A 15,973-nucleotide genomic window follows, 5' to 3' on the forward strand; every position below is an offset into this window, starting at 1 on the left:
GAAAAGTATTATTAGTGGCATGACAGCTAATAAAGATAAAATTTCGAATCCTTTCTACTATTACTTTAATTAAAAATGCTTGCCTATTTATTTACATCTTAAAATATTCAGTCCTATGCCAAAATCCATCACCACTCTTGCCAATTTATTGTATAAATTTAATAGCCAAACGATTAGTCGTAGCCTTGAATATGTCAGCAAAATCGACCTTAGCACGCTTGAGCAAATTGAAACTACCCAAACTACGCAATTACAAGCCGATATTAAAGGCACGAAAAAATACCATACCCAAATTGCCTATCATAAAGCCAGCCAGCGTATCACCCAAAGTGATTGTACCTGCCCTGTCGGCAGTTTTTGTAAGCATGGAGCAGCTTTAGCACGGCTTTTTCGAGACCAAGAAGACGAAAAAAATGACCCAATGAAGAAGTTTTTGATTCAGAATCAAGAATTTATGCAAGAGTTAATGCAAAAGATTGCTCAGTTTGATAATCCAACAGAGTATCAAGATATCACCGATGCATTAGCCAAACGTTTAAATGCACCGCCTATTACTAATTTTAACAGCCCAAATGTTCATAATAGCAAACAACATGACGAAGCCAAACTTTGGCTTAAAAATCTACGCCAATCATTAATCACGTTGGACATTCGCAAGACGCCGAAAAGCACCACCCAAGAGCCATCACCCTTTGTTTATCTGCTTGAGCAAAAATTTGGTCAGCTGCAGCTAGAACTTATCAAAGTTCGACGTATCAAATCAGGCGAAATTCGTGAGGCAAAAACCTATACGCAATACAGCAATCTTTACTACAGCTATTCAACTCCTATTACTACCAAAGCTTTATTTACCCAAATTTATGACCATGTCAAAGCCCAAGACCGAGCGGCTTTTGCTCAGCATTTTATGATAGCGAATGAACTACCGCTTGAGTTATTACAACAGCTTATTAAAGATAAAATTTTGTACGATAAATCCAAATGGGATAATGACTGGAAGACAGAACAGTTTCACCCTATCACTTGGACAGACGAGAGTTTAACCCTAGAAATCCAGTGGCTACAACACAGCCAACAACAGGGCGAAAAACTTCAATTTAATTTGCTTGATAAAGACCAGCATCGCTATGGGTTTGGGCAAATCGACGATTTTGATATACTGTTTACCCAGCCTTTGACCTTTATAAACCGAGTAAAACGCCAAATCGGCTTGGTCAATGCGGAGACAATCGGTGATATGCCAAATGACGTATTGTATCGATTGCTGACTATGCCTGTGATTCCTAAAGAAATGGCAAATGATGTAGAAGAAGTTTTGTCCAGCCATCAAATAACGCAAATATTACCTAAATCTTCAAACACACAACCTATCGAAGAAGCCCATGATACACCACAGCCGATTATCCGTTTTGGGGATGCCAGCGATGTCATTTTGATAACGCAAACCAAAAAATACGACTGGCACAATTACAAATTTTCCAAACAATACGTCAAAGCAGAGCTTAGTTTTGGTTATCAAGCAGGTGAAATCCAAGCAGGCTATCGCCAGCCCACTAAGATGTTTTTCGACCAAAAAAATGGTCAGCGAATCTGTCAATATCGTGACTTAAAAACTGAACGGTTGGCAGTTAAGGCGTTAAAAAAACTATTTAAAACATTTAAATGGACATTAAATAGCAATCATCAGCCAACTGAATATCAAGCTACCATTGAACTTGATGAAGCTCTTAACGCACTTTTACCTGTGGATAAACTTGCTCAAATTGGTTGGCAAGTCGAGCATTTAGCCGATAGCCCAATTAACGCTGACCTTTCCCAAAATCTAGAATTGCTTGTTGAGCCTTTGACAGGCGAAAACAGTGATGATGGCAATCATTGGTTTGAAGTGGGAGCAACGGTCAGCGATAGCGATGGGCATCGATATGATTTGTTAAATATCGTGGCGTATTTGCTTGAGCAATATCCCTATCTGATGCACCCAGATATCGAGCAACTATTTGATAAAAATCATCTATTCGCCATTAACCTGGACAATGGTCGCACTGCATTGGCGGTGGCTTTGAAAGACATTATACCGATTTTGCAAAATTTAACCCATCTGTTATCACAAGATGAGCGAAAAATTGATAGATACGATGCTCAAGCTTTGTTTGACCTTGAACATACGCTCGGTATGGCTTGGCAAATGCCAGAAAAACTTAAAACTTTTAGCGAAACACTCAAAGCAGGTTATCAGTCTAATTTGCCCACGCCACAAGGCTTTCACGGTGAATTAAGACCTTATCAACAACAAGGGTTGGCTTGGTTGCAGTTTTTGGCACAGACCGAGCATGGCGGTATTTTGGCAGATGATATGGGACTGGGTAAAACCGCCCAAACTTTGGCTCATGTACTGATGGAAAAACAAGCGGGACGGCTTGAAAATAGTCCCGTGTTAATCGTTGCTCCGACCTCGCTCATGCACAACTGGCAAAAAGAAGCCAGAAAATTCACCCCTGAGTTGTCAGTCTTGCTACTACATGGGGCAAATCGCCATGAAAAATTTGAAAAAATCAACGCCCATGACATCGTGCTAACCACCTACCCGCTTGTGGTGCGAGATGAAGATACCTTAAAAGCCCAACAATTTCATCAAATCATCCTTGATGAAGCCCAAAATATCAAAAATCCCCACAGCAAAGCCGCCCAAGTGCTACGCTCCCTTACCGCCAAACATCGCCTGTGCTTGACAGGCACACCGATGGAAAACCATCTGGGCGAACTGTGGTCATTGTTTTACTTTCTTATGCCAGGATTTTTGGGTAGCCAAGACGTGTTTAATAAACATTACCGCCACCCTATCGAGAAAAAAGGCGATAAACAAAAACGCCAAAAACTGGTCAATCGCACCAAGCCTTTTATTTTACGCCGTCTTAAAACCGACGTTGCCAAAGAGTTGCCACCCAAAACCACCATCGAAGTCAATATCGACATGAATGATGAACAATCCAAGCTGTATGAAGCGGTGCGGGCGACCATGCAGAAAAACATCAAAAAAATCATTGCCGAACAAGGTTTTAAACGCAGTCAGATTCAGATTTTGGAAGCCTTGCTAAAACTGCGTCAAGTCTGCTGTCACCCCAGTTTATTAAATTTGGACAATTTACCCACTGACAAAAAAAGCCAAAAATATAAAGCTGCCCAATCTGCCAAACTGGAGTATTTGATTGAAACCGTCAGTGACATGGTGGCAGAAGGTCGTAAAATTCTTATTTTCTCGCAGTTTACCAGTATGCTCGCCTTGATTGAACAACGGCTCAATGAGCAAAAAATCGCCTTTAGCAAATTGACAGGACAAACCAAAAAACGTATCGAAGCTATCGAGGCGTTCCAGTCTGGGCAAGTGCCTGTGTTTTTAATTAGTCTAAAAGCAGGCGGCGTAGGATTAAATCTCACCGCTGCCGATACAGTTATTCATTATGACCCATGGTGGAATCCTGCCGCAGAAGATCAAGCGTCTGATAGGGCATGGCGAATTGGACAAGACAAGCCTGTGTTTGTCTATAAGCTGATTACCAATCAAAGCATTGAAGAGAAAATCTTAAATATGCAAAAACATAAAGCCGAACTTGCACAGTCTATTCTAAGCACCGACCATGAGGGCGACATCAAACTGAGCGAAGATGAACTATTAAGCCTATTTGAGAAATTTGTGTAATACCAATATTATCAAACAATATATAAATTGCTTTGCAAATAAAAAGAAATTAATATGTTTCTTTAATTTTGGTAATTTTAGATGAAATTATTAGATGATATTAAACGACGCCGAATTGAGTTGGGCTTCAAGCAAAAAGATATGCATGCCAGAATCGGTCTATCACGCCAACAATATCAGCAGATCGAGTCGAAAGGTAACCCAAGACTAGATACGCTTGAGCTGATTGCAAAGGGACTTAATAGTGAATTGATGCTTATTCCAAATGAAAAAAAACGCCAAATACTGGCAATTTTGAATGAGGATAAGGACAATCAACCAGAGATCCAAAGCTTGATTGATAACCCTTGGCAAGGTTTATTAGGGGATGATGCTTGATGAAAGTCCGTGTCCTAAAGCTTTCTTTGCATGGTCATCTCATTGGTTACTTGGCAGGCTATGACAATTGCAAGAATGTGCTGACCTTTGCACAAGCATTTGTCATGGATGAAAACCGTCCTACCATGAGCTTAACAACTCGTCCCGATTTCCCCTACGCTGATAAAAGATTGACACAGCAATGGGTACATCGGCAAAAGCTCAATCCTATATTATCCAATTTATTGCCTGAAGGGGCTTTGCGCAGCTTACTAACTCAAGGACTGAAGATTCATTCAGACAATGAATTTGATCTACTGGCCTACTTAGGACATGACTTGCCTGGCGCATTGGTGGTTGAGAGCCTTGAGATTGATGATGTTCCTGGCTATATTTTTGACGCTAATCATATAAGCGCTTCTCCACGGTTAATAGTACCACCAGACCAGTTACCTCTTAATGCGAATTTTTCATTAGCTGGGGTACAGATGAAATTTTCCATGTCACACCAAGGGGGACGATTTACTTTGCCGAATACCCAGAATACCTCTGATTTGGGTGACTGGATTATCAAAACGCCCTCAATCATTCATTCAAGTGTTGCTGAAAATGAATACAGCATGATGATACTGGCGCAGATAGCAGGCGTTGATATCCCAAATATTCAACTGGTACGATTAGAACAATTAGAAAACTTGCCAAAGATTAATTTACCCAATGAGTCTTATGCCTATGCGATTGAACGTTTTGACCGTCAAAAAGATGCCAGCAGTTCTCACGTAAACCGCACTCATAGTGAAGATTTTGCTCAAATCCTTGGCAAATACGCCCATGATAAATACGAAGGCGGTAGCTATACTCAAATCGCTAAAATTCTGTATCAATATAGCGAAGACGGACTTGCAGATATTAAACAGTTGGCTAGACGACTACTCGTAAATATCTTACTGGGTAATGGCGATGCACATCTCAAAAATTGGAGTGTGATATATCCTGACCGCTATCACTTACTGCTGTCACCTGCTTATGACATTGTATTTACCAAAGCCTATATTCCCAATGAGACTAGCTTGGCGTTAAATCTTGGAAAGTCTAAAAATTGGTATCAGATTAATTTAGCTGATTTTGAGTATTGGGCGAGAAAAGCGGATATCCCTTGGCGAGTGGTGAAACCAGAGCTTTTGGAAGTGATAGATATTGCAAGATCATTGTGGCGAGACAAGCTTCATGAATTACCAATGTTAGATAGCCAAAAGCAGTTACTGCTTGAACACTGGCGACAGCTACAAACTGACTTTCGAATTTAAAAAATCTTGGTAATTTGTCACAATGAAGGCATTTTATGACGTTATGTCGATTTTCTGATTAACTGAAGTTACGCAGCCCTTTAAAAAAGCGTTATCATAACAAAAAAAGCAGTCAGCGAGAGTAAACAAATGAACAAAGACATGATAGAACTCTACAGCGACTACCTCATTGCAAGTTTTGGGCAAACCACCGCCACAGGACTTGCCAATCTACTACAAGGGAGCATCTACCATGACAGCATCACCCGCTTTCTAAACAGTGAAACACTCGCCGCCAAAGAACAATGGCAACTGATTAAACCCATGCTAAGACAGCATGAAAATGCCACACCCAATGCCATCGGCTATCTCATCTTTGATGATACCATACAGCCCAAACCGCACACAAGCGTCGACGACATCAACTGCTGGCACTACGACCACACTCAAAACAAAAATGTTAAAGGCATTAACCTGCTTAACTGTCTGTATCATCGCAAAGATATCGACATACCCTTAAGCTTTGACATCATTACCAAATCCAATGTCTTTACCGATGACAAAGGCAACGTTAAACGTAAAAGTGATAAAACCAAAAATCAGCGACTGCTTGATATGTTTGATAGGGCAATCAAAAACCAAGTCAAATTCGACTATGTATTAGCCGATTCTTGGTTTTCAGCCAAAGCGACATTCAAACATATTCGTAAAGCTAACAAGCATTTCATCTTTGCGTTAAAGTCAAATCGCTTGGTGGCTTTAACCCCGGATGATAGAGAAAAAGGTAACTTTGTACGTATTGATGAATCTAATCTACCCGATAATACCCCTGTTCACGGCTTTTTAAATGACTATCATGATGAAGTCTTGTTATTACGCCGAGTCTTTACAAACAAGGACGATTCTACAGGGGTGTTATATCTGGTATGCTCAGATTTGCAATGCGACAAGGATAAATTTATCAACGGCTATCAAAAACGATGGCAGGTTGAAGTGTATCATAAGTCGTTAAAGCAAAATGCCAATTTGGGTAAGTCGCCTGCTCATAGCCAAAGGGCTCGGTTTAATCATATGTTTTTAGCCACGTATGCGGTGTTTAAGCTTGAGTGTTTGAAAATCAAAACCAAGTTAAATCATTTCGCTTTGCGTTTAAAGTTACTCGTCTCCGCTAATCAGTCGGCTTTTGCCCAGCTTAAGGCTATTAGCGGTGCGTAACTTCAGTGATTAAATTTAAACATATTGTTCGAATATGTCGATTTTTATGCGATTTTTCGACATATCATGATTGAGTGTCGATGGTATCGACTTATCAGCCGAAACTGGTTTATCACGTCAGAAATTAGAAATAATGAATTATAGAAGTTCGTGTGCTAACGATTTGCTTGTATGACTGTGTTTTAGGTTATTTAGCAAGATATGATTATGACCGACACATAATTTTGTACATTACGTAACATATATCTTTCATAAATAAGCGGATATCCATATAATAAGCAATATATCACTCATTAATTAAATTATGAACAATACGTTAACCTTACAGGCTTTTTTAGATCAGCAATGGCAGGACATCGCTGAGTTAGTCTTTAATGAATTTAATCTAATTGAAATTGCTTATTTAGGTGATTATAGCTTTCAGCATTATCTTGCTGATAATTGGCACGCTTTTTCGATTAATTACCCTGTCGAACTGTTTGGCTATCGTATTGATAATGGTTGGCTTCCTATGTTAGACGATATTATTCCTGCAGGTGCAGGGCGCAGATATTGGTTAAATTATCTTGGACTAACGCATTTATCAGAGGCAGAGAAGAATTTTCGTTTACTTGAAGCTGCTACTATCGCACCTATTGGGCATCTTCGCATAAAACAAGCCGTCGAAAATTTACCAATCGGTGAAAATCGTCTCTTTGACATTAAAGAAGTGGTGAATCGTCATGCCGACTTTTTGGATTATGCCAATCAAATGGGCGCCATTGCAGGCGGTGCGACAGGGGCAGGCGGTGAAGCCCCTAAATTGGTATTGCGACTCACATCAAATGACAAAGTATGGATTGACCATCAACAGTTAGCCAAAAATTCTGCCCATACTCAAGATAGCTATTATTTGGTGAAATTTCCAAGAGGGTCTCGCAGTGAAATTGACTGTGATATCTTACGAGCGGAATATCACTATTATCAAGAATTAGCCAGTCTAGGCTTTGATACTATTGAAACAACGCAAATGCGACTCATCGAGGGTGAGCGTTATCCGTCTTTATGGTTACCACGTTTTGATGTGAGGCAAAACGAGCAACGCAAAACCCAACGACTAGCGATGGAATCGGTGTATGCTATGCTTAAGCAACATCCTGCTACTCGGCTTTATCATGGGCAAACGATAAGAGCGTTAATCAATATCATTGATAGGTCAAATATGACCACAGAGGGCTTTAAGTTTGATAAAACGGCATTTGTTATAGAATGGGTCAAGCGAGATTTACTTAATATCGCCTTTGGCAATAGTGACAATCATGGGCGGAATACGGCATTTTTGCGAGATGAGACCACTATTTGGCTAAGCCCTATTTATGATTTTGCCCCCATGAAAGCTGACCCCGAAGGCATCGCTCGCAGTATAATTTGGCAGAATGATAACGGTCAAACCCTAGAATTGGGTGGTCGTTACGACTTTATCGCTATCTGTAAGAGTTTGTCCGATTTGATAGAGCCTTCAATTTTACTCAAAGAACTTAAGCAAACTGCCGAGAAATTGGTCGATCTAACGAATCGATTGCAACAACGAGGCGTCAGTGAAAAAATCTTATCGCATCCAGCAATTGCATTTGATTATTTGCCAAAACGCTTACAAGACTGGAGATTGCTATGAGTAACTTACTAAATCGTCAGCGAGCCTCTGATGCCCCACCCGACTTACAAGGATTAAGTCGAACGCAGGCTCGTGACCAAGTGATTCAGCAATTTATGCAAGGTCAATTGACACAAGGTGAACTGCTAAAGAAACTCCGTATTGATGTACTAGGGGTCAAGCAAGATGCGTTTGCAACATTAGTCAAGGTCTCTCGTAAAACGATTTCTGACGTGGAAAATGACAATGGCAATTACAGCGTCAATACGATTAATCAGATTTTCCGGCCATTTGACTTAGTGCTTAAATTGGGATATCGTTGAACACTTTTTATAAAAAGGACTGAATATCTGTCCTTTTTATCCTATGCGGTAAAGTAAGCCTATAGCTATTACTGCTCATCTTGTACCATATCAGGTTATTGCTTTGATCAGTTAAAAACCTATTCATCCCACTGCCAATGAATCGCCAATTGATCCAGCACGTTTTTGGCTTGTGGTTGATGTGACGCATCGCCATCTAGCTTGACTAGCACAATAAACCCATAAGTAGAATCATCTTTGCTGCTGACGGTAGCATTGATATGGTGTTGTTGCAGTAACTCATTGACAGCCATCAAGGTTGTTTGACGTTTTAGTGCAGGTTTAAATACTTTACCCACGGCGGTTAAGGGTAATGCATCAATCAAGTAGATGGTTTTAGGAATTGCCGCTTTTTCACCGATGTTTTGTTGGCAAAATTGCATCAGTTTGTCAATATCTAAGCTGACACCCGGCTTAGGGGCAACGAATAAAACAGGTAACTCGCCTGTATAGCTATCAGGCTTACCAATGGCAGCACAGCCGGCTACTCCGTCATATTGATAAACCACCTCTTCGATCATTTTTGGGTCAATATTGTGTCCCCCTCGGATAATTAACTCTTTTTTTCTACCCGTCAAGAAAAAGTAGCCGTCTGCATCTTGATAGCCCAAATCGCCGGAATTAAACCAAGTTTGATTGTCAGAGTCAGTTACCCAAATTCCTTGATTTTGCTGCGCCAAATAATAGCCGACAAACACATTATCGCCGCGAATACAAATATTGCCCACCTCGCCTGTGTTAGCGACTCGCACAAACTTGCCATTATCATCAAGCATCATCACTTGCATAGGCTGATACGGGAAACGTAGCCCTATTGAACCAATTTTCTTCTCCCCAAATCTTGGGTTGGCTGAACTACCACAATTACCTTCCGTCATACCGTACGCTTCAATGATTTGTACCCCTGTTTGTTTTTCAAATTGCTTAAATACTTCTATCGGCATCGGGGCTGCGCCACACAAACAGTGCTTTAAACTAGCAATATCATGGTCGCCAACTGGTAGATTTAATAATCCAGCAAAAAGCGTGGGTACACCACTGAAAAAATTCACGCGATAATGCGCAATAATCGCCCAAAAGCTTGCCATAATCCCATCGCCGCGATAGCCCTCTGGCGAAACTAGCAAAATTTCACCCCCCATCGATAACGGTAATAATCCTGTAACCATGACGGCATTGACGTGAAATAGGGGTAGTCCGCACAGCACGACATTGCCCTGATTTAGCATGTCATCACCAAACAATGCCCGTGCCTGTAAGACATTGGCGACTTCATTTTTATGATTACGCATGGCGATTTTGGGCATGCCAGTTGTACCACCGGTTCCAAAGAATGAAGACAGATCCTCAGGCACAATGGTACGGGGGTTAATTAATCTATCTTTGGGCTGGCTTGCAATCCCAGTGTAAAAGTCATGATAGGTTACCCTCTCTGGTAATTGCTGTACAAATTCTTTACTTGCATCTGGCAGGGTTATATTAAGTTGATGGGCGAAATGATGAGCCATCGTCACCCCAATCATATGCTGCAAACTTGGGGTAAGCTTTGCAACCGCTACCGCCTTGTCCCAAAGCTGCGGCTTATTATCTTGATTGGGTAATGGCGCAAGCGTGATGAGTAGCGTGGCTTTGACTTCATTTAATAAGCCGGCAATCACAGAAGGTTCAAGCAATGGGTTAATCGGAAAAATAATACCCGTTGCCTCACCGCCCCAGATACAAAAATGGGTTTCGGGTAAATTTGGCAATAAAATCGCAATGACCGTATCTTTATCCGCGCCCAACGAATAAAGCATATTGGCGGTTTGACGTATATAAGCCAATAAATCCCGATAGCTATAGCTTGTGCTGTTTTGATACTGCGTAGCATTTAACACAAAAGTAAGGGCTTTTTTATCGCCAAACTGAGCCTCGCTATCACATAGCATCTGATAGGTGCTGCTAGGCAGGTTTAAAGGAAAATTTTGTTCATACTGTTTAAGGTCGTGCTGATTTTTTATTTGCTGGTTCATGGGGTCAAAGTCCTTTTTATGGTTAAATCAAGTGTTACACTGGGGTGAAAGTGTCTGTCAAAATAATAAGGTAAGTTAGTTAAATATTCTGATAGTTTTTCGTATACATTTTCTATGACTAGTCGATTTTACAGATAAACTGGGTAGTTATAATTGCTATTCTTGAATGACATAAAACAGCATGTTAATTTTGAAAGACTAACGGTAATTTGGTTCTAATTTAGTTCCTAATCAATATCAATATAGCACTAGATTAAATTTAATCGATGCCTATCTATTCAGAGTTTTATTTATCATATTGATTTAATCCATCCGTCAATCTATCAATAATAATTTCTCTAAGCTTAACAGGCTCAATAACTTCTGACATATGCGACATACTGATCAGCCAATCCTCTAGCCTTACGGTATTCATCACGGTCGCTGTAAGTAACAAGTTTTTTTCATCCATTTTTTCTAAAGTCTGATCGTTTGATAGCGGTCGCTCGGTCAGATGTTGGGCAGCCATATGATTAATTTTAAGCTTTAATTTAATTGGCTTTCCTCGCTGCGTTAGATGGGTTTCAAGCATGCCCTTTCGACTTAATTCTTCCAAACTTAAATCTTTTACCCAACTTGGTATCGGTTCTTCTAAAATCTGTACGGATTGGATGCGTATGATGGCGTAATTTCGGTTGGCATCTAAATACACTTTTTCAGGGGTTGATATATTTTCCTCTACTTTGTAAAAAGCAGTTAGGTAAATCATATTATCAATAAATATTAATCCCCTTGGATAAACCCACCGTGTAACAGGCTCATTTGCCCATTTTGCTAGATAATTTATTTTTACTCTTCTACCATCGATGATCGCTTGATGGATGGTTTTGAGAATATGTTCGTCATATTTAGGCGCTTGCAATAAACTTGGTATCGTGAATAGGTGGTTTTTCCATTGCCCAAGCTGACTGATTTGATATTGCAGATTTTGATGATTTTTGACGTTGGCGATTTTGGTAGTTAGGGTGTTGTGAATATCTTTCGGTAAATAGTTGGTAGTAAATTTATCGAGCATTTCCCAAAAGAATAGGTTTTCGTTATCATAGCTGTCTAAGGTAAAGTTGGGGTGAAGGTAGTATTTTGGCGTCTTGCCTGCGATTGAGCCTTCTGACCAAGTGGGAATACGGCAAATTGAGTTATCGCCAAACAGTAAATATAAAGAAATTAAGTCTTTTTCTAGCAGTTTGGCTCGGCTCTGTGCTTTTTCGCCTATAGGGTTAAAAATGGCTAGAAGCTCGCTTAAGGTTTTGGCATTTTTTTCGCCTTTGGGTAAATTTTGATATAGCAGAATTAAGCGTTCGCCACGGTTTTTTTCCATGATACTAGGCATTATTTTTCCTAAAATGCTAAAGTTTGGCTAAATCAAAATGTTGCACATTGCCATTTAAATCGACTTGATAAATCCTTATTTGACTAACTTCAATCGCTGTCAGATAACCACCGCCATGTGCGAAGGTATCGACACAAATTAAGCCATTTTGATGGTAAACTTTGCCGTTTTTTTGTGCTGAATGTCCGCAAATGATGGTTTTGCCTGAGATGTGATCTTCTTGTCCATCGTGCGGAATAAATCGCCAGCGTAAACTGTCATCGGTTTGTTTATCCATTGGTAGGTGTGGCAAGGGCGTGGCATGGGTAAAGATAAAATCATCTGTTTGGTAATAAGGCAGACTCGTTTTTAACAGTTTGTAGTAAACATAAGGAATTTGCAGTAGCCCTTGCAAATCAATGGTTACGCCAAAAGATTGTAGGGTTTCGATACCGCCAAATTTTAGCCAGTATTTGAGATATTCTCGCTCGTATACTGCACCTAGCATCATTTCTTCGTGGTTGCCCTTTATCAAAATAACATGACAAAGAATCTGATATTGCATGATAGTATCAAGCACGCCTTTACTATCTGCTCCCCTATCGATGACATCGCCTAAGAAAATCAGCGTGTCATTGGATTGGATATCTAGGGCGGATAGCAAGGCAATGAGCTGTTGGTTGCAGCCGTGTATGTCGCCAATGGCGTAGGTTTTGGGCATAGGTTAATTTCTAAGCAAACTTTCGGTAATTAATTTGACCATGTCAGCACCATGTTCATTAATTTCGTCACTAGTCCACTTTGGATAACTCATCATAATTGACTGTTTAATACTTTCAGCAATATTACTTGCTTTAAAATGGTCCTTTTTAGCTTCTGGGCTAAAATTATTCAGTCTTGAATTTAAGCTATTTGATATTAAACAAAGATTGCCAAAACTATTTAATATATTGGAATCTAACAGGTCATGATTTTCAAAAGGTGTTTGGGGATAATAATGCTCAACAGAGCTTCTAAAGGTAAACTCAAAGTTTTTAATTTTTTCAAAAATACTTTTATCATCACCATTGTCAATTAAAATAGCTTTATAAAAACTTTCATCCTTCCACAAAATAAAATCCAAATAGTTAAAAATAAAGTTTTCAACCTGTGTCCCATTATTCAAATTTGATTTATCTATTTCATGAGTATTGAAATCTACGCTCTCTTCCGATTTTGCGATAATCTCATCAAATTCTAACTTTGTTGACGATAAATACCGATAGACCATAAAACATTTAGCAAGTTTTTCAAGGTGCTGATAGAGTTCTTGACCTGTTTGACAGTCAGATTGGATATCTATACTATTTAAATGATTAAGTAAAGCCAAGAGCCAGTTTTTATAGGTCTGACTTGGGTTTGATACATGAAACATGGCTTGAATCATTATTAATGACTTATTTAATTCAAGGTTTTCATCGCTATCTGAAATGCTTACTGTGTTTATATAAGACTGTGAACGCTCATTGTACCAATTAAGTTTTTTAAGACTCCATTGATTACGATTTTCAAAGTATTCCCGCTTAATCACAAACTTATCAAATAAAAATTTGGTTTTTAGTAATAAATAGCCAAATGCTTTGGTTTTTTCTGATGTATTTATATGAGCTGTAAAAATATCTTTGTCTAATAAGAATTTGTCATCCAGACGAATGTTAGAATCTTGGGTCATAATTCTAAGCACAATCAACAAAAAATTTGGAAAATTAATTACAGGATTAAATCTGTCAGGCTTTTCTTTATTCTTATTTTCTTCATCTTTTTGAATAAAAATATTTGGGTTTTCTAAAATACTTGCCAAAGAAATATTATTAGTTTCACTATTAAGGTTTTCATCTTTAATGTTTTCAAATTTTTCTTTAAGGCATTGGGTTAAATCATCGAAGTTTTGTGCCGACAGCCTATTCCAATCATTACCAAATATTTGTTGTCGAACAGTATTATCAAAGCCATATTGAACATATCGTTCCATGTTGGCACAAGCTTCCCAAATATTTGCAAACAGTTGATAAGCGGGTTTATCATCTTTGATTATATTTAAAAGGCGGGATTTGAGAATTTCATGTTTTTCAAGCTGTTCACCACGGCTATTCATAATCTCAAAATAATGATTCAAATCGGTGTCTTCTGGCACTTCTACACGCAAAATTTTAACGGAGTTCATCAGATAATTTATAAATTGCTGCTTATCCGCTTCAGATTTTTTTGATAAAAACTTATGAATGATGTCATATGCTTGAGTGATATTATCGACCGCATCACCCTTTTCACCATTTACTAATGAGTTTAAGCTTTTAGTCGAGCGTTCACGACTGTCAAAATCTAAATGTGAAATTAATTCTGATGGATTCCAAAAGATGCTTTTATCTTTTGAATATTCTACAAATTTCTCATTTTTAAAAAGGTATGTCATTAAAATCATCAACGTGGTAACACGTTGTTGCCCATCAATCGTTTCATAAATCACCTGATGACCATTTTTACGTGGGTAAACAATCAATGTGCCTATGTAATAGTTAGCATTGCTGTTCATGACGCTAAAGATATCATCAAGCATTTGATTAATTTCTTTTTCTGTCCAAGTGTAATCACGTTGATAAATGGGTATGACGTAATTACTTTCGAACAAATCTTGCAAATTAAGTAAGCTTAAATCGTTATTTTTCATTTTTTATTCCTTGAAATTCTTTGGCTAAATTTATGATTGATTCACTGTTTTTAGCTTTTGATTCAATTTTAAAGTTAACTAACAACTGAGTGATTTCTTTTGGATGGGTTGCTTCATAAATTTTGTTAAATAACATAAGGTCTTTTCTAGCGTGATTATCGATAGACTCAATAAAAACAGATTGTTGGGTTAAACGAATTTGATAAGCCCATAAAAATATAACTTTAACGGCTTTTTCAATCTCTATTAGCCCAAACTTATCCCAATAACAGAATACTGCACTATCAAATAACCGTCTGACATACTTGTCACCTGTTCTATATTTGTATTCTTGATTATCTAAAGTGCTAATTATTCGATTCGTTTGCTCATTTTCTTTTAATCTATTAAAAAGCTTATTTTTGCTATTTTGATAATAGCTCACCATATCAAAAAAATGCCGACCATCAATCATGGTTTGAGAAAGTTGGAATGGAAAGTTGACTTCTTGATTGTCAAACAACCTATCAGGTGAATTTTTATAATGTTGGGTAAAAGATTCCAGCATTCTTAATATTTGAGCGTAGGGATAAGCTGGTGATTTCTTAAGATTAATGCCTTTGAAAATGTCGATATCAGACTTACTAAAATAGCGTGCTGATTGACGTTTTGACCATTGCCGAATAGGGTATAAATATAGAGCGAACAGTTCAGCTAAGTCTTCTGATTTGATATCTTCCCATTGGCTAACCACAGCGATTTTTTCACTTGATTCGCTGTCATTCATTTCTCGCAAATGAAAGGCTTTTAGAAGGTCATGAGGCTCTAAGTCTTTGCCACGAGCGTTTTGTGAATCAAAAAATTGAAAAGCTTCTGATTCGCTTTTTAGAACAATTTGCACCATCTCGCATTGCTCTGAAAAAAATTTGGCAAATTTTTCATTTACAATATCACTAGCTCGGCTAATAACTGCTTGGTAGTTTTTGGCGATGTTTTTATGCGAAATGGTATTGCTAAATTTCAAATGGGTTAAAAAATAGCTAATATCCTTATCAAGAAAGTTACCATCAGATAGAACTTTCGCAATTAATAGTATCGTTATAAAACGTTGTTGCCCATCAACAATTTCTAACTCACTATTATTATCATGGACAACCATGGTACCTAGACGGTATTTGGACTTTTCTTGATGTAGTAGGATGTCATCAATGAGTTGATTGGTATTTTTGACCGTCCATTTGTAGGGACGTTGATATTCTGGAATAGTTAAATTTCCCTGTTTAAAAATCTCTACTATTGTCTTAATCTCGTAGTTTGGCTTCTGTTTATCTAGCATTCATATTTTCCTTGATTAAACTTTTTTTAAATTCGCATATT

At 38.4% G+C, this 15,973-nt stretch carries 11 protein-coding genes; 6 read left to right on the forward strand and 5 right to left on the reverse strand.

Features of this window, described 5'->3' with window-relative positions; translation table 11 throughout:
* Positions 1-115 precede the first annotated feature (115 nt).
* The 6 genes from ACAM37_RS10210 (at position 116) to ACAM37_RS10235 (ending at position 8,511) form a co-directional block, all read left to right on the forward strand.
* On the forward strand, positions 116-3,697 hold the full coding sequence (locus ACAM37_RS10210) for a DEAD/DEAH box helicase (protein ID WP_257619780.1): 3,582 nt from the start codon (positions 116-118) through the stop codon (positions 3,695-3,697).
* Positions 3,698-3,778: 81 nt separating this feature from the next.
* Entirely contained in the window at positions 3,779-4,075 is a 297-nt protein-coding gene (locus ACAM37_RS10215; RefSeq protein ID WP_050326089.1) for a helix-turn-helix domain-containing protein, read from the forward strand.
* Positions 4,072-5,361, forward strand: coding sequence for a type II toxin-antitoxin system HipA family toxin (locus ACAM37_RS10220; RefSeq protein ID WP_219332440.1), 1,290 nt, complete (start codon positions 4,072-4,074; stop codon positions 5,359-5,361). Before ACAM37_RS10215 ends, ACAM37_RS10220 begins: the two co-directional genes overlap by 4 nt.
* A 129-nt stretch (positions 5,362-5,490) precedes the next feature.
* Complete coding sequence (locus ACAM37_RS10225; RefSeq protein ID WP_472826315.1) at positions 5,491-6,555, forward strand: IS701 family transposase; 1,065 nt, start codon at positions 5,491-5,493, stop codon at positions 6,553-6,555.
* A gap of 304 nt (positions 6,556-6,859) precedes the next feature.
* Positions 6,860-8,209 (forward strand): type II toxin-antitoxin system HipA family toxin, encoded by a 1,350-nt coding sequence (locus ACAM37_RS10230; protein ID WP_219332439.1) that lies wholly within the window; start codon positions 6,860-6,862, stop codon positions 8,207-8,209.
* Entirely contained in the window at positions 8,206-8,511 is a 306-nt protein-coding gene (locus ACAM37_RS10235; protein WP_050325020.1) for a helix-turn-helix transcriptional regulator, read from the forward strand. The genes ACAM37_RS10230 and ACAM37_RS10235 overlap by 4 nt, the downstream gene beginning before the upstream one ends.
* A 119-nt stretch (positions 8,512-8,630) precedes the next feature.
* Here ACAM37_RS10235 and ACAM37_RS10240 read toward each other — a convergent pair whose 3' ends face one another.
* The 5 genes from ACAM37_RS10240 to ACAM37_RS10260 all read right to left on the reverse strand — a co-directional run bounded on the left by ACAM37_RS10240 (position 8,631) and on the right by ACAM37_RS10260 (position 15,932).
* Positions 8,631-10,562, reverse strand: coding sequence for an acyl-CoA synthetase (locus ACAM37_RS10240; RefSeq protein WP_369626159.1), 1,932 nt, complete (start codon positions 10,560-10,562; stop codon positions 8,631-8,633).
* Positions 10,563-10,848: 286 nt separating this feature from the next.
* A complete protein-coding gene (locus ACAM37_RS10245; protein ID WP_219332560.1) occupies positions 10,849-11,931 on the reverse strand; it encodes a helix-turn-helix transcriptional regulator in 1,083 nt (360 codons plus the stop codon).
* Between the two features lie 16 nt (positions 11,932-11,947).
* Positions 11,948-12,631, reverse strand: a complete 684-nt coding sequence (locus tag ACAM37_RS10250; protein ID WP_219332559.1) for a metallophosphoesterase family protein — start codon at positions 12,629-12,631, stop codon at positions 11,948-11,950.
* A 3-nt stretch (positions 12,632-12,634) separates the two neighbouring features.
* The gene (locus ACAM37_RS10255; RefSeq protein ID WP_100285272.1) at positions 12,635-14,617 is read right to left on the reverse strand and encodes a GmrSD restriction endonuclease domain-containing protein; all 1,983 of its coding nucleotides are present in this window, start codon (positions 14,615-14,617) and stop codon (positions 12,635-12,637) included.
* Positions 14,607-15,932: a DUF262 domain-containing protein gene (locus tag ACAM37_RS10260; protein WP_100285273.1), complete on the reverse strand. Its 1,326-nt coding sequence runs from the start codon at positions 15,930-15,932 to the stop codon at positions 14,607-14,609. Before ACAM37_RS10260 ends, ACAM37_RS10255 begins: the two co-directional genes overlap by 11 nt.
* Positions 15,933-15,973 lie beyond the last annotated feature (41 nt).

The organism is Moraxella sp. K23, assembly GCF_041154765.1.
GTDB lineage: Bacteria > Pseudomonadota > Gammaproteobacteria > Pseudomonadales > Moraxellaceae > Faucicola > Faucicola tetraodonis.